We start from the raw sequence: 19,889 nt of genomic DNA, 5'->3' as shown, positions 1-19,889 counted from the left end.
ATCTGTGTGTAAACAGTAAAATTTCGGAACAATTTAAACAGTAGACAAAGAAAACAAGGGAAGGGGGGAGACAAGGGAGAGTGGGGAGTGTGAGGAGTGTGGGAAGACAATAAATACCAATGACTAATGACGATTGACCCTTGACGATTGACCCTTGACGATTGACCATTGACAATTGACCATTAACTATTAACAAATGTCAGGTAAAAACATTCTCTTTTTAGTTCTATTGCTGTTTATTCCAGTTTCTGTGGCGGCTCACTTTTTACAGTGGGGAGATTTAATAATCTTCATTGCAGCTGGATTAGCAATTTTACCTCTAGCTGCTTGGATGGGAACAGCAACAGAAGAAATCGCTGTGGTAGTAGGCCCTACTTTAGGAGGATTATTAAATGCTACTTTTGGTAATGCCACAGAATTAATTATTGCGATCATTGCCCTCAAAGCGGGATTAGTAGACGTAGTCAAAGCCAGTATCACCGGCTCAATTATTGGCAATTTGCTATTGGTGATGGGTTTGGCTATGTTATTAGGCGGACTGCGCCATAAAGAACAGACATTTCAACCGATAGTAGCGCGGATGAACTCAGCTGCGATGAATTTAGCGGTGATTGCTATTTTATTGCCAACAGCAATGAACGTCACCTCGCCAGCAATTGGTGAAAAAACCCTGCAAAATCTTTCTTTAGCAGTAGCTGTTGTCTTAATCCTAGTCTATGCTTTGACACTGCTATTTTCGATGAAAACTCACTCGTATCTTTACGATGTGGGTGTAGCAGAAACAGAAGCTTTGGAAGCGGAGGATCACAAACCTAATATTTGGTTGTGGAGCGGGGTGTTGTTGGTATGTACACTTTTAGTAGCAATAGAATCAGAACTATTGGTGGATTCTCTAGAAGTAGCCACATCACAGTTAGGCTTGACAGCATTATTTACAGGGGTGATCCTTGTTCCTATTATTGGCAATGCTGCTGAACATGCTACAGCTGTGACTGTGGCAATGAAAAACAAAATGGATCTTTCCCTTTCCGTAGCAGTGGGATCAAGTATGCAGATTGCTCTGTTTGTCGCTCCCGTGTTAGTGATTGTAGGGAAATTTTTCGGTCAACCAATGGATCTAGATTTTAGTCCCTTTGAATTGGTGGCCGTAGCTGTATCAGTATTAATTGCAAATTCCATTAGTTCTGATGGTAAATCAAATTGGTTAGAAGGCACGTTACTTTTAGCGGCTTACATACTTTTGGGATTTGCTTTTTACTTCTACCCAGTAGTTGATGCTATGAGTTAGAGACAGGACTGACGCAAACAATAACCAAAACTATAATTTTCACAGTAGGGGCAAATACCCTGCGCTTCGACACGTAGACGGACGAAGTCTGGCTTCTCCTAGAGTAGTGGCTTCTGTAGATGGGCTTTCTTTGTCCGGCTTCCCATAGAGTAAATAGCCGATGCAGCGTCTACATGAATTGCTCCTACTGTGTATAGTTTTGCATAAGTCCTAAGAGAATTGTCGGTAATCGGTGATCAGTAATAAAAATGTGAATCATCTATCACTAATTACCGAAATAGTGTAAGTGAATAAATGAAGGGTGACACCCCTCAACCCCCTCATTCCTTGGCTCAACAAAGAGATTGAGCTACTTAGTAGGAAATGACAATTGCACAAACTTGAACGCTACCTTAATAGTGTTAAATTTAAAATTTAAGTGTAGGAATAATAAACTATACTATGGTTTACGTCTTTTTGTTTTTTTGTTTGAAAAGGACTTGATATTACACATATATTCACTCTATCTGCAATTTTACTCAGATTTTGATTTGCCATCTATCACAAGGAGGCTACTCTGAATATCGCACCGATTTTTTGAAGAAAATAACTAAATTTTTTAGTTATAAATACGCACTATTCCGGAGGATTAACTGTTTGGTGTGTGAAAGAAAATATGGGCGTTAGTAAAATGAAATACAATGAGTGATATGGGTCTACTGATAACGGGCGTGTTAACAACAGGACAACCTTCTTTACCTAATACTCAGGTGAATTCACCGGTTCAGCTAGACAATGACATAAACAAGTCAGAAGAAAATCAGTTATCTGAGGTTGTTCCTGCAAATCAAATCACACCACCTGAGTTCATCGCAGAGGATAAGCAAGTTTCTGTGATATCGTCTGCGATCGCACCTGATATAGTTGATGACAATCATCAAGTTCAAACTATCAAACAAAAACTACAAAACTTTGATGAATCCAAGGACTCCCCAGTTGTAACAGAAGATACTGCTACAGACAGTATTGATGGCTCAAATGTACAACCAGAGTTCACTTCCCTTTATGAAGGGACAACAACTGACGATAATTTTTTACTTGCTTTTACTTCCACACATCAAGCTCAAGATATAAATCAATATACTGCCGTTCTCCCAAAATCTGTTCACCACCAGCCTCAATATATTGCAGGGGGACTTAGACAACCGCCTCGTGTCAGAAATAAACGACCCACAAACAATACACGGGTAACAAAATTTGCTCAAGCTAGTCCGGATTTACCAATTCTCGGTTTTGGTCATAGGGGTGATGCAGTCAGAGTGTTGCAACGGGTATTAAGATTTAACGGTTATACTGTGCAAGTAGATGGAATTTTTGGTGCTTTAACAGAATCTGCTGTCAAGGCTTTTCAAAATCGCCGAAATTTAGTTTCAGATGGAATAGTCGGCCAAAAAACCTGGCGGGAGTTAACAAGATAGTCTATTGTCAAATGTCTATTGTCAAATGTCCATTGTTAAGAGTACAGAGAATTTCAAATTGACGATTGACCATTGACGATTGACGATTGACGATTGACCTTGATTGGCAACAAAAGTTCAATTATTTGATATTAAACTTACTCTCAATTTGAACATTGGTGAACATAAATCAAGTTTTTTACGATACGACAGATTTACCCAGTTCACTTATTTATAATTACAGCATGAGAATTAAAATTTGGGTGGGTCATTATGAGTGAACAAACACACCAATCAACACAAGATCATAGTGTAGGCAACATCATGATCATCTCTTTGCTTGCCTTGTGCGGGCTAACTGTCATATTTCTACTAGGAATTTTTTAGTTGAGTTAGGATTCAAAAATCTTGGATTTGTTAAAATTTATCTTCAAACAGCAGCCTAGAAATTATCAATATTGGGCTGCTGTTTTGCATTATTTGGTTGTTGATTGGGACTACTAACAACTAATAATTAAATTTAAAAAACAAAAAGCGCTTGGGAGTGTTGCCGTGTTTCCACCCCAGGCGCTTTTCGTTTTACACTTGCTCCTCACACACAACTAAAAGATATCACTAATTTTTGATGATGACAAGTACTTAAGATAAAAAATTTTTCTCTTCAATAATTTGCCATTAAAAAAGCGCTTGCAGTGTTACCATGTTGCCACTCCAAACGCTTTTTACTTCAAACTTACTCCTCACACACAATTAAAGATTAACATTGTGTTTATCTATCTACCAGCATAATATAGACACTTTGGCAAGTGTAACATCCTACTTGAGATAGATTAATGTAAAAAGTGACGTACACCAGTGAAAACCATTACTAAACCAAGTTCGTTTGCAGCTTGAATCGAATCTTGATCTCGCAAACTTCCACCTGGTTGCACGATCGCCATAATTCCCGCCGTCGCCGCAGTTTTGACAGAATCATCAAAGGGGAAAAATCCATCACTAGCAAGAACTGCACCTTGAGCTTTTTCACCAGCTTGTTCAAGGGCTATTTTCACTGAACCAACGCGGTTCATTTGTCCTGCACCAACACCTAAAGTTGTGCGATCGCTACTTATAACAATAGCGTTAGATTTGACGTGTTTACAAACTTTCCATGCAAACAGTAATTCTGCTAATTCTGTGGGTGTGGGTTGGCGTTCGGTGACGATTTGCCATTGATTGGTATCGGCGACAATATCATCTGAAGCTTGGACAAGGAAACCACCTGCGATCGCTTTGACTGTTTCTTTGGGGCCACTACTTAAATCCGCTAAAGTCAAAACCCGTACTTTCGACTTCGCAGCCAGAATTGCTTTCGCGTCCTCTTCACATCCTGGTGCGACTACACATTCTAAAAATGTTTTTGTTAACTCAGTTGCTGTTGCAGCATCAATTGGACGGTTGAGGGCAACGATACCACCAAAAGCAGACATAGGATCAGCATTGAAGGCTTTTTGGTAAGCTGCGGCGATGGTGCTGCCTTGAGCTGTACCACAGGGGTTAGTATGTTTGATAATCGTTGCAGCCGGACTGTCAGTGAATTCGGCGATGATGCGGCGTGCTGCTTCTAAATCAACTAAGTTATTGTAACTGAGTTCTTTTCCTTGCAGTTTAGTAGCAGCAGCCCAACCTGTGGAATTTGCACCACTTTGATACCAAGCTGCACTTTGATGGGGGTTTTCGCCGTAGCGTAAAGATTGTAGTTGCTTCCCACAAAGAGTGAATGTTTCTGGTAGTTCTGTTTGTTGTGTTTTGAGCAGATAAGATGCGATCGCTTGATCATAACTAGAAGTATGCAAAAATCCTTTCAAGGCACACTTTTGGCGAAATTCAAACGATGGTTCTGTGTGTTGGCGTAATTCCTGCAAATACTCGTCATATTGGGAAGGATCGCACAACACCGTCAAATGGGCAAAGTTTTTTGATGCTGCCCTCAGCATAGCAGGGCCACCAATATCAATTTGCTCAGTTGCTTCTGCTAATGTGACATTGGGTTTAGCGATGGTTTCCTCAAAAGGATAGAGATTTACCACTACTAAATCTATTGGACGAATTTGGTTATCTGCCAAATCCGTCATATCTTGCGGAATATCCCGACGCGCGAGAATTCCTCCGTGAATGCGCGGATGTAGAGTTTTCACACGACCACCTAATATTTCTGGTGAGCCTGTGTAATCTGCGACTTTTTTAACTGGTAATCCCGCATTTTTGAGAGTTTGAGCAGTACCACCACTGCTAATTAACTCAAAATCAAACTCTTCTACTAAACTACGAGCAAGTTCAATTAATCCAGTTTTATTTGATACACTCAACAGTGCTAGACGCGCCATAATTCCCCAGTTTTCTTTGATTGATACAAGCAATATCCTGCCTTGGAATCAATTCCAAGGCTAAAAGCAACGTGTAATGTACCACAATCATGCGGTGCGTTACCGCTAATTTCTACTTTCGCCAATGCTCAAATTCTTACATAGCCGTAACGCACCCTACTTAATATTTATTCAGACAAAAAATGCCCAGTCGTCTTTTGAATGTGGTTCACCACCTTCTCGTAAGACTCTGGGTTACTAACTGGATTAATAATAATTGGAATAATGCCATCTGGTAGCCAAAACGTGATTCTACCATTCGGTGGCTCATAACAAAAAGAACTAATACAGTTGAGGTTAATTACATACTCGTTTCTCTCGTAGTGAATTTTTACCCAGTAGCTATTTTCTAACTCTGCTTCAGTGATGTATTGAATGTACTCCAGAACTTTTTGGTAGTCTTGCTGGTTAGTTTGAGGATTGATCACAATGGGAATAGCGCAATCGGGTAGCCAAAATGTTACCCGACCGTTTTGCTCGTAACAAAAGGCACTTACGCGTTCAAAATTGACCACATATTCCTTCCTCTCGTAACTAATTTTTAACCAGTACGCCACAAAGTCTCCTTAGATCCGGAATATATCAGGAGCATATTCCTACACAGCACCCTCTTAGCAGAGTATAAATCTTCATCTACCAGAAAACTGTGCGTGAATTCTCTGGAAAATAGCGACTGATTGTAAAGAAATTTAGGAAACTGGAACAGGGGTTTGTCTGCCTTCGTAAGATTGAGAACGAGCGATCGCAGCTTCGATAAAGCCTTGAAATAGAGGATGGGGCGCACTGGGACGAGATTGAAACTCCGGATGGAATTGACAAGCTAAAAAGAAAGGATGATTAGGCAATTCTATCATTTCCACTAAACGTCCATCGGGAGAAGTGCCACTAATGACATAACCAGAGTCTAAAAACAGGTTGCGGTAAGCATTATTAAACTCGTAACGATGGCGATGTCGTTCGTAAATCACTTCTTCTTGATACAGACTAAAAGCTAAGGTATTCGGCACAACGCGACAAGGATACAAACCCAAACGCATGGTCCCGCCTAAGTCTACTACGTCTTGCTGTTCTGGCAATAGATTAATGACAGGATTTTCAGTATGGGGTTCAAATTCAGCACTATGGGCATCCGTAAAGTCCGCAATATTTCTGGCCCATTCAATTACGGAACACTGCATTCCTAAGCATAAACCCAAGAAAGGAATTTGATGAATACGGGCATATTTGATGGCTTCAATTTTACCATCAACTCCACGTACACCAAAACCTCCGGGTACAATTACACCATCAACACCAGCTAAATGATCCTCTGCTCCCTCTACTTCGAGTTTTTCTGAGTCTACCCAACGCAAACGCAGTTCACCACTCATGGCGATCGCCGCATGACGCAACGCCTCAACTACAGAAAGATAAGCATCACTTAATTGTACATATTTACCAACAATAGCAATTTCGATGCGATGTTTCGGACTATACAGCCTTTCTACCAGAGTTTGCCACTGAGTTAAATTAGGTTGGTGTTGCTCCATGTTCAGCAACTCCAGTGTTTGCTGTGCTAGTCCTTCCCGTTCTAAAATTAACGGTACTTCATAAATACTCTTAGCATCGATCGCCGGAATTACACAAGCTGCGGGAACATCACAAAATTCGGATAATTTATATTTAAGTCCGGTTGGTAAGGCGCGATCGCATCGACAAATTAAAATATCTGGTTGGATACCAATTGAACGTAACTCTTTTACAGAATGCTGGGTCGGCTTAGTTTTCATTTCACCCGCCGAAGCAATCCAGGGAATCAAGGTAACGTGCATATATAACACGTTTTGTCGTCCGACATCCTTGCGGAATTGACGAATTGCTTCCAAAAACGGCAGTGATTCTATATCTCCGACTGTACCGCCTATTTCCGTAATTACAACATCAGGATTAGTATCTTTAGCAACTCGTTCTATTCTTTCTTTAATTTCATTGGTGATGTGGGGAATCACCTGCACAGTGCCGCCATTGTAGTCACCGCGCCGCTCTCGATTAATGACTGCTTGGTAGATTGAGCCAGTAGTGACACTGTTGAGACGTGACATCGAGGTATCAGTAAAGCGCTCGTAATGCCCTAAATCCAAGTCTGTTTCCGCACCATCTTGGGTAACAAACACTTCTCCATGTTGAAAAGGACTCATTGTTCCTGGATCAACATTAATATATGGATCGAGCTTGAGAATCGATACCGAATAATTTCGAGATTTGAGCAAACGTCCCAGGCTTGCTGCTACAATGCCCTTGCCGATACTGGAAACTACACCGCCGGTAACAAATACAAACTTAGTCATAACTCTTGTTTTCTAGTAACTTTTGAAGGTGAAGGATGAAGGATGAAGGATGAAGTATGAAAAACTAAGTATAGATTTTATTTTCATTCTCAACATAGTTACCTTCTGGCTTCTGCCTTCTGCCTTCTGCCTTTCTTGGTCGTTGTGAATCTTAATGAAATTTGGCGTGAAATCACTTATAGGATCTGTAATATTAGGCTTTATAGTCGCTTCCTCCGTAGTTGTCTTGGCACAAGAGCCATCTTTCCAGGTTGTTTATCCCCCTCCCAAGCACCAAACAAGTGCTGATCGCATCTTTTTTCTTGGTACAGCCCCCACTTCCGGACAGGTTTTGATCAATGGTAAGGCAATCAAGCGCAGTCAGTCTGGCCATTTTGCCCCTAGTTTACCTTTGCAGCCGGGAGAAAACACCTTTAGGATCAACTACCAAAATCAAACCATCCAGATCCAGGTGACAAGGCTTTCCACTCAACCAGAAATACCACAAGGTTTAGCTTTTGCCAAAGATTCTTTGACTCCAGTAGTTGACATTGCGAGACTTCCGGGTGAACTGATTTGTTTTAGCGCGATCGCTACTCCCAAAGCTAGTGTCTCTGTAAAATTGGGTAATCAAACAATTCCCCTGTCGCCCCAACCCCAGCAAGTACAACTCCCTGGTAACTCAGCAGCACTGACAGGACGAAATCAACCTGCTGTTAACAATGGCGCTAGTAAATATGAGGGTTGCACTACAGCATTAGCAGATCACACCACTTCTGATGCAGTCGTTGCAGACAACACCAAAGAAATAGATTTGGGTAAACCTCAGTTTCAACTGACACAGAATGGCAAAACAATCAATCAGGTAGGAACAGGAAAAATTACTATCCTCTCAAGAGCAAAATTGCCAGTTGTGGAAGTCACAGCCGATGCTGGTGTTGCTCGTACTGGTCCGAGTACAGATTATTCTCGACTGACGCCGTTACCTAAAGGTACACGTGCAGCAGTCACAGCTAAGGAAGGAGAATGGTTACGCTTGGACTATGGCAGCTGGATCAACAGTAAAGAAACAACCATTATACCAGGGGCTATACCTCCACGCTCAATCATTCGTAGTGTTGGTTATCGTCCACTACCTAACATGACCGAGATGGTTTTTCCTTTGCAAGTTCCCGTTCCCGTGAGTGTACAACAGAGCAATCAAACTTTCACCCTTAATCTCTACAATACCACCGCTCAAACCGATATTATTCGTCTAGATGACAACCCTCTAATTTCTCGCCTAGATTGGCAGCAAATCAAGCCAGAGCAAGTCCAATACACCTTTAACCTCAAAAAAAATCAACAATGGGGATACAAGCTCAGGTACGAAGGCACAAGCTTAGTATTGAGTTTGCGCCATTCTCCTATTTTAAGTAGTAAACAAAAACCTTTATCGGGAATCAAAATATTATTAGATCCGGGACACGGGGGGAAAGAACCGGGTGCGAGTGGGCCGAATGGATATTTAGAAAAAGATGTGAATTTAAAAGTATCGAAATTAGTGCGGGATGAATTAGTAAAGCGTGGTGCGACAGTAGTGATGACGCGGGAAGATGACAAAGAAGTTTCGCTTCCTCAACGCCAAGCAATTATTGACAAAGAACAACCCGCCATTTCTATTTCGATCCATTACAACTCTCTTCCCGACGATGGTGATGCTGAAAATACTCAAGGAGTCGCAACTTTTTGGTATCATCCCCAAGCGCACGACTTAGCAATATTTATGCAGAAGTATCTCGTTAAAACTAGAAAGCGTCCTTCCTACGGTGTATTTTGGGATAACTTAGCTTTGACACGTCCAGCGAGTGCGCCATCTATATTATTAGAGTTGGGTTTTATGAGTAACCCCGATGAATTTGAATGGGTGACGGATGAAAAAGAACAGAAGAAATTAGCACGAGCGATCGCACAAGGGATTGTCGAGTGGTTTAAAAGTGTGAAATGAAAGTAGTTTAGATTAGCTGGAAATAGAGTCAGCGTAAGCTTTACGCCAATTTAATGCGTTTTCATCTGTTAACAATTAGTGATTTTTTACCATATTTTGCAAGAGTAGCTACTATTTAAGTAAGGTATTAGGTGTTGTTGAATGTTTGGTATGAGCCAAATTATTCCTAACTTTCCAATAGCATCTTGATTCCAGCAACATACGACTGATGAGGTCTAAAAATATGTTGAACAAACCCTTCGCCTTTGGTCTAGTAGCTGCTGCGATGCTTATCGCTCCTACTGCTGCTTTCGCTGGCGACCAAGAGCAATATAATCGCCAAACAACCTATCAAAATGGTGCTGCTATCAATGGTGGTACTAATGTTCAAACCTCGGAAACTCGCAGCTACCAGGAGCAAATGCAAATAAACGGCGATGATTATAATGACGACTACTACCGTCGTGGTCGCGACAATTACTATCGCCGTGATCGCAATGATGATGACTACTACTACCGTCGCGATCGCGATGATGACTACTACTATTATGGTCGTTAATCAATTTCTAATTGTCGGATCTATTTAGCCAATTCTAAACAGCCTCAGTGAAGACTCACTGAGGTTTGTGTATTTTAATCCATATTCCGCAGGTGCGATCGCACTTGTGCAAGCATCAACAACAATACTTGTGTTAAACAACCAAAGGTATTGATAATTTTTATAAGCGTAAACACTACATCAATCGTCTGTTTTGCTACGTCAAATATTAATTTTTGCAAAATATGTAAGCAGAACCTGGAATCTTATAGTTTTATTTGGTAATCACTAATATTGATCAAAATTTAAATACACTCCTTGTTTGCAAGGAGGTTTATTGTGTATAGCAAAAACTGCAAATTCAAAACAGCATTATTGACAAGCTTATCTCTATAAGCAATCCACAGATTCAAAGATGAAATAATAGATGAACACACATGAAAAAATCGAGGAAAAATGGCAATCTAAAGCAGCTATCTTGACAGCCTTAACTTTGTTAGAGGTAATAAGCTTACCTGTTTTAATAACTACAAAAACACTAGCTCAAACACCATCAATTCAGTCTCAATGTACTGATGTAGAGATTAAAAAACATATTCAGCAATTAAACAAAGGTGAGCCTGCTGATTTTAATGCTTTAGTAGCGTGCAGATCAAAAGCTGTTCCGGCTTTAATCAAAGCCCTCAAAGAAAATAAAGATGAGAACTTGCGTATCATCACAATTGCTTTACTTGGTGAAATTGGTTCACAAGCTGCACCAGCAGTACCTGTATTAAATAGATTATTAAAGGATAAAAATCAGGATGTTCGGACTATTACTGTCTATGCTCTCAGGCAAATTGGTAAAGATCCAGTTCTACCTCTAATTAATTCTCTCAAACATCAAGATAGTAATGTCCGTGTTAATGCTGCTGTTACTCTAGGGCTATTTGGTACAGAAGCAAAAGCAGCAATTCCGGCTTTAACTAATGCTCTCAAAGATCCAGATAGTAAAGTACGCTCTGCGGCTACAAGTGCTTTAAGAGAAATTAACAAAGACAAACTTTCTACACAAAGTAGTAATGGATGTGTAGCCACCGATGTAGGTGTTCAGGTAGGTATTGACACGAATCATCGCGTCAGTTCCAACCCAACAAACATCTCTAAAAACTGCACAGTTACTAAAGTTACTGATAATATCAACGTTAGTGTACAGGTAAGTACAACGGAAGTTGGTAATTACATAAAAACCAATCCACCTATAATGTGCAAAATTCCAGCAATACGGGCTGTATTAAGATGGAAATGTCCTGTAAATTTCAGGTGACTAACTCAGTCAATATTCGACGGAGAGGCGTTAATAAAAAGCAAAATAATCCACGGCGTTGCTGATTTCATGTATGAAAATGATTCTGCGTAATGCCAAAATCTTTGTAGAGACGCGATATATCGCGTCTCTACATCCGAATTCATCCCGCAATTCAGCAACGCCTAATCCACAGATTCAAATACAGAATAATAAATGAACAAATATGGCAAACGAATTTCACCATGCTAATTTACGAGGTGCAAACTTCCGGGGTAAAAACCTCGCAGGAGAAAACTTTAGCTATGCTGATATTCGGGGTGCTGACTTTCGTAATGCTATTTTGATTGGTGCAAACTTCTGTAATGCGAAAGCAGGATTGCCAATTTTCTGGGCAATTTGCTTGGTTGCTTTGTCACTAATGATGTCATTACTTGCAGGATTAATCTCAGCTTATGCTGGTGCTTTCATTGGTGATTTATTAAATAATCCTACTTATAAAACTGCTTTTTTTGGATTTGCTGCTTTAATTATCTCGGCAATATTTTTAATTATTATTGTTTGGCAAGGTTTAGGAGCAACATTAGCAACATTAGCTGAGATTGTAGCTGCTTGCTTAGTAGCTGCACTAGCTTTTTTCCCAGAAAATGAAGTTGGTAGACATCTAGTAATTGGTGCGGTATTTACAACAATAGCTCTAGTTGGGGTGTTGGCTGGGGTGGGAAATATGGCTGTAGCTGTTGCTGTGGCGAGAGTTATGGCTTTACCAGGGGCTAGAAGCTTAACAGGATTAATGGCTTTTTTTGGTGCTGTATTTGGTGCTTCACTCGGAGTGAGATCAGATGAGTCAGCTTATTTGACAGCTGGGTCGATTGGTTTAGTGGGGATAATATTTGGTATTTACATAGGTTGGCAAGCAATAGCTGGAAACAACAAATATTTATTAGTACGATCGCTTGCTATTGGTATCGTAGCTCAAAAGGGAACTAGCTTTCGTGGTGCAGATTTAACGGATGCTGACTTTACCCAAGCTACCCTTAAAAGTGTAGATTTTAGAAAAGCAACTCTCAGCCGTACCTGTTGGTATGATGCCCAAAAGGTGGATCAGGCTCGTGTTGAAGGTACATATTTAGAAGAATCAAAAGTGCGGAGATTGTTAATCACTAAGGATGGCCGAGAGCAAAACTTTGATCGCTTGGATTTGCAGGAACTGAACCTAAAGGATGCTAATCTGCAAGACGCCAGTTTGATATGTACAGACCTCAATGCAGCAACTTTGCAAAATGCCAATTTATCAGGAGCAAAACTGGTTCAAGCACAGCTATATCATGCTAATCTGATGCAGGCTGATTTAACAGGAGCCTATATTGAAAATTGGGGTATTTCTACTGACACAAAGCTGGATGGGGTAAAGTGCGATTATATATATATGCAACTACCCACGAAAGATGATCCAGATCCTTGTCGTAAACCTGACAATCGCCATGAAACTTTCCAGCAAGGGGACTTTGCTGATTTTATCACTCCAATTATTAAAACCCTTGATCTTTACCACACTCAACATCTCGATTTGCGTGAGGTAGGTAAGAAATTTAAAACTCTTGATCTATTTCATTATGAAGGTATTGATCCGAGTGCGGCTGCTGTGGCGATCGCTCAATTAGCAGAAAATCACCCAGAAGCCCAATTAGAAGTAGTCGCACTAGAAGGTAGGGGAAATGAAAAGATTCGACTCCAAGCTAAAGTTGCTGGTAACGCTAATCGTTCGGAATTATATCAAGAATATTTTCAAACATATAGTGAAATTCAAGCTTTACCTTATAGTGATTTACAAGCATTACTGTTAGGAATAAAAGAAAAGGATGAAAGAATCCGCAGCCTAGAAAAACTATTAGAAAATGCGATTCATCAACCCAAATTTTATGTAGAAACCTATCAAACTCAAGGAGAATTTATCATGTCTCAAAGTAAAGGCAATATATCAATTAGTGGTACTGAAGGTAATATCAGTGGTGTGGCTGCTGCTGGTGAAAATATGTCAATGACAGGTGTCGCGATGGGTGCAATTAGCGGTAATGTCACTAATACTATTAATCAATTACCTGATGCGCCCGAACCAGACAAACCAGGAATTAAAGAACTATTAACAGAACTACAAGCTGCGATTGAGACTGACACAAGTTTGAGTGATGACGATAAAGCAGAAGCTCTAGAACAAGTTAAAACGATTGCGGAAGCAGGTCAAAAACCTGAAGATGGAGCTATGCAGAAAATGGCAAAAACGGCAATTAAGATTTTAAAAGGAACTGTCGCTGGTTTACCTTCAACCACTAGTTTTTTTGAAGCCTGTGCCAAGCTTTTGCCTTTAATTACTAAGTTTTTTGGCTTGCCATAAGTAGTAAAATATGCGTTAACTGCTTGCTCCAATTTTCAAAAGTGCGATCGCTTGTTCATGAAAATTCATTCATAAACGGTGATATTGCTTTCACAAATTCAGCCGTGGATTCGTAGGGTAAAACATTGCGACCAGGAATTTTTATTCCACGACCTTGAGGTAAAGCTGCAAGATAATCAGATAACCATGCATCTGGTTCGAGTTTTTTACCTTCTTTAGCAATACTCGATATATTTTCACCTAGAACGACTAATGTAGGTTGATTGATCGCTGCGATCGCACTACTATAATCCTTTAACCAAAATCCCGCTAAAAATGAAAAAACAGCATAGCGACTAGTAGTATTTTCTGCACCTAAACACAAAGTATTTAACCATTCTGAATCAACATCTTCTGGGGAATCAAAAAGTTGTTTGGTTGAGAAATCACGCAAAAATTTTTCTCTGCGGGCGTAGCGATAAAAAACATTACCGAAAGGCGAATCTAACAGATTCCAAATCCATTTTGCTTGCCATTTTGGTAATTCTTTAGTAATCAATGGCCAAGCTGGGGGAGAGGCTAATACTAATCCCGCTACTAAATTTGGTTCTCTGTTAACTAATTCAATTGCAACTGCAAATAAAGCTCCTTGAACTACAACAATTACAGGTTTTTGTACAACTGTTTGCAAAAAGTATTGCAATTGTCCTGCCCAATCACTAGGATGATAAGCAATATGAGGCTGATCACTTTCACCACAACCTAGTAAATCAGGATTATAAATTAAATTACGCTGTTGTTGATGTCTCCATTCATGACAAAATCTTTGCCAAAATTGCCGGGATAAACCTACACCAATAGGATGAATTAATAGCAAGGGTATACCACTCGGTGTGGAATTAGTCGGTTGATCAACTGTGTAAGCACAACGGTAATTTTGCCAAGTGTAAAACTGTGTAGTAAATTCTGTTTGCTGTTGATTAATCATGATATTTTATTACTTTAATAATCAGCTAAAAATCATCTGAGGATGAATAAACTCGTATCCTGCTGCTTTGATTTTTTGATTTGATATCTTGGCATTATATGGACGCTTGCTACTTAAAGAAGAATCCCATGTAACTTTGGGTAGATTATGTATTTCACACACACGATCAGATATTTCTCTAGTTGTCAGATCGTCATTATCAACAAGATTGTAAATTCCTTGCAAACGATGACGACGCGCAAACTCTATAGCAGCAGCAATATCATCAAGATGAATCCAATTTGCTGGTTCTTCACCATTTCCAGGGCGAGTTGTGCCAGCAATTCGGCTATATATTTTGACTAGTTCTCGACCAGGCCCATAAATTCCTCCTAAGCGTAAAACACACACATGCAGATGGTCACTAGATGCTGAAAGTAATTCTTGTTCAGTTTTATAGAGAATTTCACCACTAGGAGTTGTGGGTGCAACTTGTGTTTCTTCATCTACTAATGCACCATTTTGTTCACCATATACAGAACAACTACTGGTATATATTAGTTGTTGAATACTAGGAGTTTGCTTGAGAATTGAAACTAAAGTCTGAGCTGTTTCTAAATAACTTTCTTCATAAGTATTAGGGCCTTTTGCACCAACACTCAAAAAGACAACATCTTGATTTTTTAAAACTGATTTCAGCTTCTCAGCATCGTTACCGTATACTACTAAAACTCGTTGGGCGATAGTTTCTAGTTCTGTAACTCGTTCAGGAGTAGTTGTGGTTGCGGTGACAATAAAACCCCGTTCTTGCTGCCAAAATCGAGCAACTTTAGAACCTACATAACCACAACCAATGATTGTTATATTCATGACATTTTCGTTTTGTTGTTTGTTGGTTGTTGGTTGTTGGTTATTCCAATCAATTACCAAAAACCAACCATCAACATATTATCAGTCGTGAACATTGCCATCGGGCATGATCGCACCACTGAGGTTAGCACCAATCAATTTTACAAGTAAGCGATCGCCAGAACGAACACGCGCCCCTGTCAAGTCAGCACCCCGCAAATCAGCACCACTCAAGTCAGCACCAATCAAGTTAGCATTCCGGAGATTGGCTTCTCGCAAATCTGCCAAAAGTAAGTTGGCTCTAAACAAGTTGGCTTCAGATAAATCTGCACCTCTGAGGATGACTTTATGCATAAAAGTATCACTGAGATTAGCACCACTTAAATTGGCGTAACTCATGTTTCTGCTAGATAAGTCTTTGTTGCTTAAATTGGCGCTGCTGAAATCTTGACCACTCAAGTCTGGATTTTGCTTGGGTGGTTCGTAGTTTGGTGATTGAGGGTTTGTTGAACTATACGTAGTTTTTGGTTGTGGCTTTTTCGGTGGCGGTGATTCATGGGGTTGATGGGGTTGATGAGATTGATAGGGTTGATGAGATTGATGGGGTTGATGGGGTTGATGAGATTGACGGGGTTGATGGGATTGACGGGATTGATAGGAGTGATGAGAATGATGGGGAATTTGATGCTTGGTTTTGAGAGAGCGTAATTGTTCTCTAGCCTCGTTAATTTCTTGTAACTTTTTTAGCGCCTTTTCTCTCAGACGCTGGTTATCTAAGGGGATGCGATCGGGATGCCAAATAAAAGCCAAATCTTTGTAAGCCTGGTTCACTTCCTCTAAAGTTGCTCCAGGCTCCAACTCTAATACCCGATAATACCGCTCCAGCTCTCTCATAAGACGTATTGGTGATAATCAACTTAATTATGAGTGATGCAACCAACTATCAGCTAAATTCTTTATCTATTGTTTCTACTATTGGGAATATTTCAGCTAAAGTTCGCAGTTTTTCCGTTGCTTTTGCTACGGTTATAGCAATACATTCTTGCTCTGCTCTGATAGGATTGTCTAAAAATTGTAACAATTGTTTTAGCTGCTCAACTTGATAATAAATTTTTTGTAATGCCTGTATTAGTAAAAATCAAGCCATATTTATCTGCATCACACGCTTAATTAGTTGGATTTTAATAGTATTTTTACTTATTTTTTATACTTAAGAAGTAATATTTGATACCTTGAGTTAGTTATTCAGTTTTTGCTAGTAGCTGTCATCTTTAAGTAATTTTAGTCAAGCAGAAAATTTTTAAGTTAAAATTACACCCTGTTTAAGTTAGTCACATGTCTACAAAGTTACTAAATAAATAATCTGTTTTCAAATAAATTAGCTTTAAAAAAGTTATTGTATGGTTTAAATTGTCGAATTTATTAAGAGCTTTATGAATAACTAATTACTATTCAGATATGAACACTTATATCAATCTTATCAATACAACTGGTATTGCTAGAATAGACCAGATTATTTGTCAAATCATCTGCTTGGTTGAGCAATATTTTCCTCATCGCATTCGTGGTTACTATCTAGTTGATTGCTTAAGGCTGGACAGTATGTGGTAACTGGGAAAAAGAGTCTGATTAGTCCCCAGTATCGCATCTGGATTAACGATGAATGGACAACACTAGTAGAAGCCATTGATGATTACTGTCGCAAACGCTGGGCTTATATAGTACCAGTAGAAAAAGAGCAGCGCCAGCAGTTACGCGGTTTGTGTGAGCAGGCGCTGGGTTTTGAGAACCACTTTTTAGCGCAAGACAAAGATATCATTTAACGACCGATTAAACGTTGCCGCATAGCTCGTAAATATGCCCTGACTGGAATCTGATAAATTTCAATTAAAAGCCAAACAATTATTGTGAAATGTGAGATAAAAGTTAATACTGTCCAGATGTATGGAACCCAAGATAAAGGGGCATATGGATGTGGCGGAAAAATGTAAGCAACTGTCCCAATTAAAGCAGTCGGCAACAGTATAAACGCGACCGCTGCCACTACATAACTCCAACCAAATTCTACCCCTTCTAAATGAGCTTCTGTCCAGTTAAAGCCATTCCAACGCCAAATTAAAGGAGGTTGTCTAGAAGGTAGAACTAATTGCTGCTGTTCTAAATTAACAGTGAAAATCTGGTGGCAAAAATCACAAGACATTGCTTCCATCAATGGCATATTACTTATTTTGCCCACATGACACACTGGGCATGAATAAACTCCTTTATAGTCAAATGATGTGGCTAGAATGTTGGTTTTGGAGCTAGGCATAATACAATCACTAGAATTCAGTCGAAAATCAATCAAAATTGTTAGTTCTTGGTAGTTTTTGGTTGTTGGGTATTAATTATTTTGTTCTACTAGCTACTGTATAAACGAAAAGCATTGGAATCCTACCCATTATTAAATACTAACCATTAACTACTAATTATTAACCATTTAATATAGCTACTTACTGTTAAATTATGTTGGCACACTAACACAGTCATCTTAATTTCTCAGAGGGATATGTATAACAACAATTTGGTTAACATATACATAAAGGTATAGTCTTAAACCCCAGCTTTGTAATGAGTCTATCGTTTTTCTGAGAATTGTGGGATCTTCTACTTTATTCTCTACATTTGACTTACGTAGCTAAAAACATAGATATTCTATACTTCTTTATTCTCACTCTCAGTCTCGATATTTGCATTTTCCTATCCTTCTTAACTTTCTCCGGAAAGGTATTGACTATACTCACATCGTCTGTTATTGTTCTTGGATATAGGTCTAGATAAATTCTTTCAAGAAAGCACCTCACGTTATGTTTAGCAGTAACTTCTACTTTTACTATTGGTTTAGGGTGGTTCACCGGGAGTGAATTAAGTTTCCCAATGGAAACCGCCCGGTGAACCGCAGAGTCCCCTCTGCGGTTTTTGTTTTTTAAGGAGAATTCCATCGTCATGATTTACTTCGGTAGCTGGTTTTACTTTTATTTTTGGCCCAGAATAAGTTCCGGGTAAAGTGTCATGTCGATGAAACGTCAGCACCCGGAACTTAATCAAGTTCCGGGTTTTTTGTTTTCAGTTGTTTCTTTTTTAGAACAATCAACAACTATTAACTACCACCATTATTCTATTTTTAAGGAGAACAAGAAGATGATCAATGCCAAATTAGCCGCTAAACCTCATCCCCACCACCAAAGCATTGTGAAAATTTCCGAAACAGTTGCTTTTGGTGGGCAAGAAATAGTGGTGATTGGCGGGCCTTGTACGGTTGAAAGTACCGAACAAATGGAGATTGTTGCCCACAAGCTATCTACTGCGTCTGTTCAAGCATTGCGCGGTGGTGTCTACAAACCCCGCACTTCTCCCTATGCTTTTCAGGGGATGGGAGAAGAGGGATTAAAAATTTTAGCAGAAGTGCGATCGCGTTACAATCTCCCAGTTGTCACCGAAGTCATGTCAATTTCTCAAATCGAAGTCGTCGCCGCCCACGCTGATATGCTGCAAGTAGGTAGTCGCAACATGCAAAACTTCGATTTACTCAAAGCCTTGGGAAAAGCGGGTAAACCCATTCTCCTCAAACGTGGTTTATCAGCAACAATTGAAGAATTTGTCATGGCAGCCGAATATATTTTAAGTCACGGCAACCCAGATGTTGTACTGTGTGAACGCGGTATCCGCAGTTTCGATAACTATACCCGCAACGTTTTGGATTTAGGAGCAGTAGCAGCACTCAAGCAAATCACCCACTTACCCGTGATTGTAGATCCTTCCCATGCGGTCGGCAAGCGGGAATTAGTAGCACCCGTCGCCAGAGCTGCTATTGCTTGTGGTGCAGATGGTTTAATTATTGAATGTCACCCAGAACCAGAAAAATCTGTTTCCGACGCCCGCCAAGCTTTGTCTCTAGAAGATATGGCGGATTTAGTTGAAAGTTTAAAGCCAGTAGCAGCAGCAGTTGGCAGAAAAATATCAGAAGAATTAGGGGTAGGTTTAGCACCTACCCCTCTTTGTTTGTCTGCGGCTTAGTGGTTAACCAAATGAATTTTTCATGGTTCTGTTGCATCTACTGATAACTGACGGTGACATACTCTTACACTGATGCAAGCATACAGTGTAAGCTTCTCATCCAATCCAGCTATTGCTTCAGAGGCGATGAGCTTTGTTTTAAGTCCACGGAATGCCCTACCGCAGACTATGCAATTTCTGACCTTGTACCCTACAAATTTTACTGCCCTGGATGAGATGCTGCATCTTTTTGCACTATAGGACAAACCCGGAGGTGATTTGTATTAATCAAGATGTGCCTACTTACTTCTATGCTGTGCAACGGAGTCGCTTACCAATAGTCGCAATGCTACTGGGCAGAGGCTTATCAGTCACCAATAGGGGTGAAGTCAACCAAATCTATTATATCAAATTTATGAAATATTTTGCTCGCTTCCTCC

At 39.8% G+C, this 19,889-nt stretch carries 16 protein-coding genes; 9 read left to right on the top strand and 7 right to left on the bottom strand.

Going from position 1 to position 19,889, the window contains the following annotated elements:
* Positions 1 to 196 precede the first annotated feature (196 nt).
* A complete protein-coding gene (cax, locus tag ACE1AT_RS02695) occupies positions 197 to 1,288 on the top strand; it encodes a calcium/proton exchanger (protein WP_374865776.1) in 1,092 nt (363 codons plus the stop codon).
* A 680-nt stretch (positions 1,289 to 1,968) separates the two neighbouring features.
* Positions 1,969 to 2,745 (top strand): peptidoglycan-binding protein, encoded by a 777-nt coding sequence (locus ACE1AT_RS02690; RefSeq protein WP_374865775.1) that lies wholly within the window; start codon positions 1,969 to 1,971, stop codon positions 2,743 to 2,745.
* Positions 2,746 to 3,554: 809 nt separating this feature from the next.
* On the opposite strand, the gene purH is transcribed toward ACE1AT_RS02690, so the two are convergent.
* The 3 genes from purH to ACE1AT_RS02675 all read right to left on the bottom strand — a co-directional run bounded on the left by purH (position 3,555) and on the right by ACE1AT_RS02675 (position 7,456).
* Positions 3,555 to 5,090 carry a bifunctional phosphoribosylaminoimidazolecarboxamide formyltransferase/IMP cyclohydrolase gene (purH, locus tag ACE1AT_RS02685; protein ID WP_374865774.1) on the bottom strand — a complete coding sequence of 512 codons (1,536 nt, stop codon included), beginning with the start codon at positions 5,088 to 5,090 and terminating at the stop codon, positions 3,555 to 3,557.
* Positions 5,091 to 5,257: 167 nt separating this feature from the next.
* The gene (locus ACE1AT_RS02680) at positions 5,258 to 5,686 is read right to left on the bottom strand and encodes a hypothetical protein (protein ID WP_374865773.1); all 429 of its coding nucleotides are present in this window, start codon (positions 5,684 to 5,686) and stop codon (positions 5,258 to 5,260) included.
* Between the two features lie 132 nt (positions 5,687 to 5,818).
* On the bottom strand, positions 5,819 to 7,456 hold the full coding sequence (locus ACE1AT_RS02675; protein WP_374865772.1) for a CTP synthase: 1,638 nt from the start codon (positions 7,454 to 7,456) through the stop codon (positions 5,819 to 5,821).
* A 154-nt stretch (positions 7,457 to 7,610) separates the two neighbouring features.
* On the opposite strand from ACE1AT_RS02675, the gene ACE1AT_RS02670 reads away from it, so the two are divergent.
* The 4 genes from ACE1AT_RS02670 (at position 7,611) to ACE1AT_RS02655 (ending at position 13,619) form a co-directional block, all read left to right on the top strand.
* The gene (locus tag ACE1AT_RS02670) at positions 7,611 to 9,422 is read left to right on the top strand and encodes an N-acetylmuramoyl-L-alanine amidase (protein WP_374865771.1); all 1,812 of its coding nucleotides are present in this window, start codon (positions 7,611 to 7,613) and stop codon (positions 9,420 to 9,422) included.
* 223 nt (positions 9,423 to 9,645) lie between these two features.
* Entirely contained in the window at positions 9,646 to 9,960 is a 315-nt protein-coding gene (locus ACE1AT_RS02665; RefSeq protein ID WP_374865770.1) for a hypothetical protein, read from the top strand.
* Positions 9,961 to 10,366: 406 nt separating this feature from the next.
* Positions 10,367 to 11,245 carry a HEAT repeat domain-containing protein gene (locus ACE1AT_RS02660; protein ID WP_374865769.1) on the top strand — a complete coding sequence of 293 codons (879 nt, stop codon included), beginning with the start codon at positions 10,367 to 10,369 and terminating at the stop codon, positions 11,243 to 11,245.
* 205 nt (positions 11,246 to 11,450) lie between these two features.
* A complete protein-coding gene (locus ACE1AT_RS02655) occupies positions 11,451 to 13,619 on the top strand; it encodes a pentapeptide repeat-containing protein (RefSeq protein ID WP_374865768.1) in 2,169 nt (722 codons plus the stop codon).
* 55 nt (positions 13,620 to 13,674) lie between these two features.
* Here the strand turns inward: ACE1AT_RS02655 and ACE1AT_RS02650 are convergent, their stop codons facing one another.
* The 3 genes from ACE1AT_RS02650 to ACE1AT_RS02640 form a co-directional block, all read right to left on the bottom strand.
* Positions 13,675 to 14,586 (bottom strand): alpha/beta fold hydrolase, encoded by a 912-nt coding sequence (locus ACE1AT_RS02650; protein ID WP_374865767.1) that lies wholly within the window; start codon positions 14,584 to 14,586, stop codon positions 13,675 to 13,677.
* A gap of 21 nt (positions 14,587 to 14,607) precedes the next feature.
* Complete coding sequence (locus tag ACE1AT_RS02645; RefSeq protein WP_374865766.1) at positions 14,608 to 15,435, bottom strand: SDR family oxidoreductase; 828 nt, start codon at positions 15,433 to 15,435, stop codon at positions 14,608 to 14,610.
* An 81-nt stretch (positions 15,436 to 15,516) separates the two neighbouring features.
* The gene (locus ACE1AT_RS02640; protein WP_374865765.1) at positions 15,517 to 16,308 is read right to left on the bottom strand and encodes a pentapeptide repeat-containing protein; all 792 of its coding nucleotides are present in this window, start codon (positions 16,306 to 16,308) and stop codon (positions 15,517 to 15,519) included.
* A gap of 710 nt (positions 16,309 to 17,018) precedes the next feature.
* On the opposite strand from ACE1AT_RS02640, the gene ACE1AT_RS02635 reads away from it, so the two are divergent.
* Entirely contained in the window at positions 17,019 to 17,237 is a 219-nt protein-coding gene (locus tag ACE1AT_RS02635; RefSeq protein WP_374865764.1) for a hypothetical protein, read from the top strand.
* Here the strand turns inward: ACE1AT_RS02635 and ACE1AT_RS02630 are convergent.
* Positions 17,234 to 17,725 carry a hypothetical protein gene (locus ACE1AT_RS02630; RefSeq protein ID WP_374865763.1) on the bottom strand — a complete coding sequence of 164 codons (492 nt, stop codon included), beginning with the start codon at positions 17,723 to 17,725 and terminating at the stop codon, positions 17,234 to 17,236. The two genes, ACE1AT_RS02635 and ACE1AT_RS02630, sit on opposite strands and share 4 nt — an antisense overlap.
* Positions 17,726 to 18,465: 740 nt before the next feature.
* On the opposite strand from ACE1AT_RS02630, the gene aroF reads away from it, so the two are divergent.
* On the top strand, positions 18,466 to 19,470 hold the full coding sequence (gene aroF / locus ACE1AT_RS02625; protein ID WP_374865762.1) for a 3-deoxy-7-phosphoheptulonate synthase: 1,005 nt from the start codon (positions 18,466 to 18,468) through the stop codon (positions 19,468 to 19,470).
* A gap of 229 nt (positions 19,471 to 19,699) precedes the next feature.
* Positions 19,700 to 19,889: hypothetical protein (locus ACE1AT_RS02620; protein ID WP_374865761.1), on the top strand; the 190-nt coding region annotated here is incomplete at its 3' end.

The sequence above is a fragment of the Pelatocladus sp. BLCC-F211 genome (assembly GCF_041928655.1).
In the GTDB taxonomy this organism is placed as follows: domain Bacteria; phylum Cyanobacteriota; class Cyanobacteriia; order Cyanobacteriales; family Nostocaceae; genus Pelatocladus.
The sequence above is the reverse complement of the archived record's forward strand: the minus strand, read 5'-3'. Positions and strand labels throughout refer to the sequence as shown.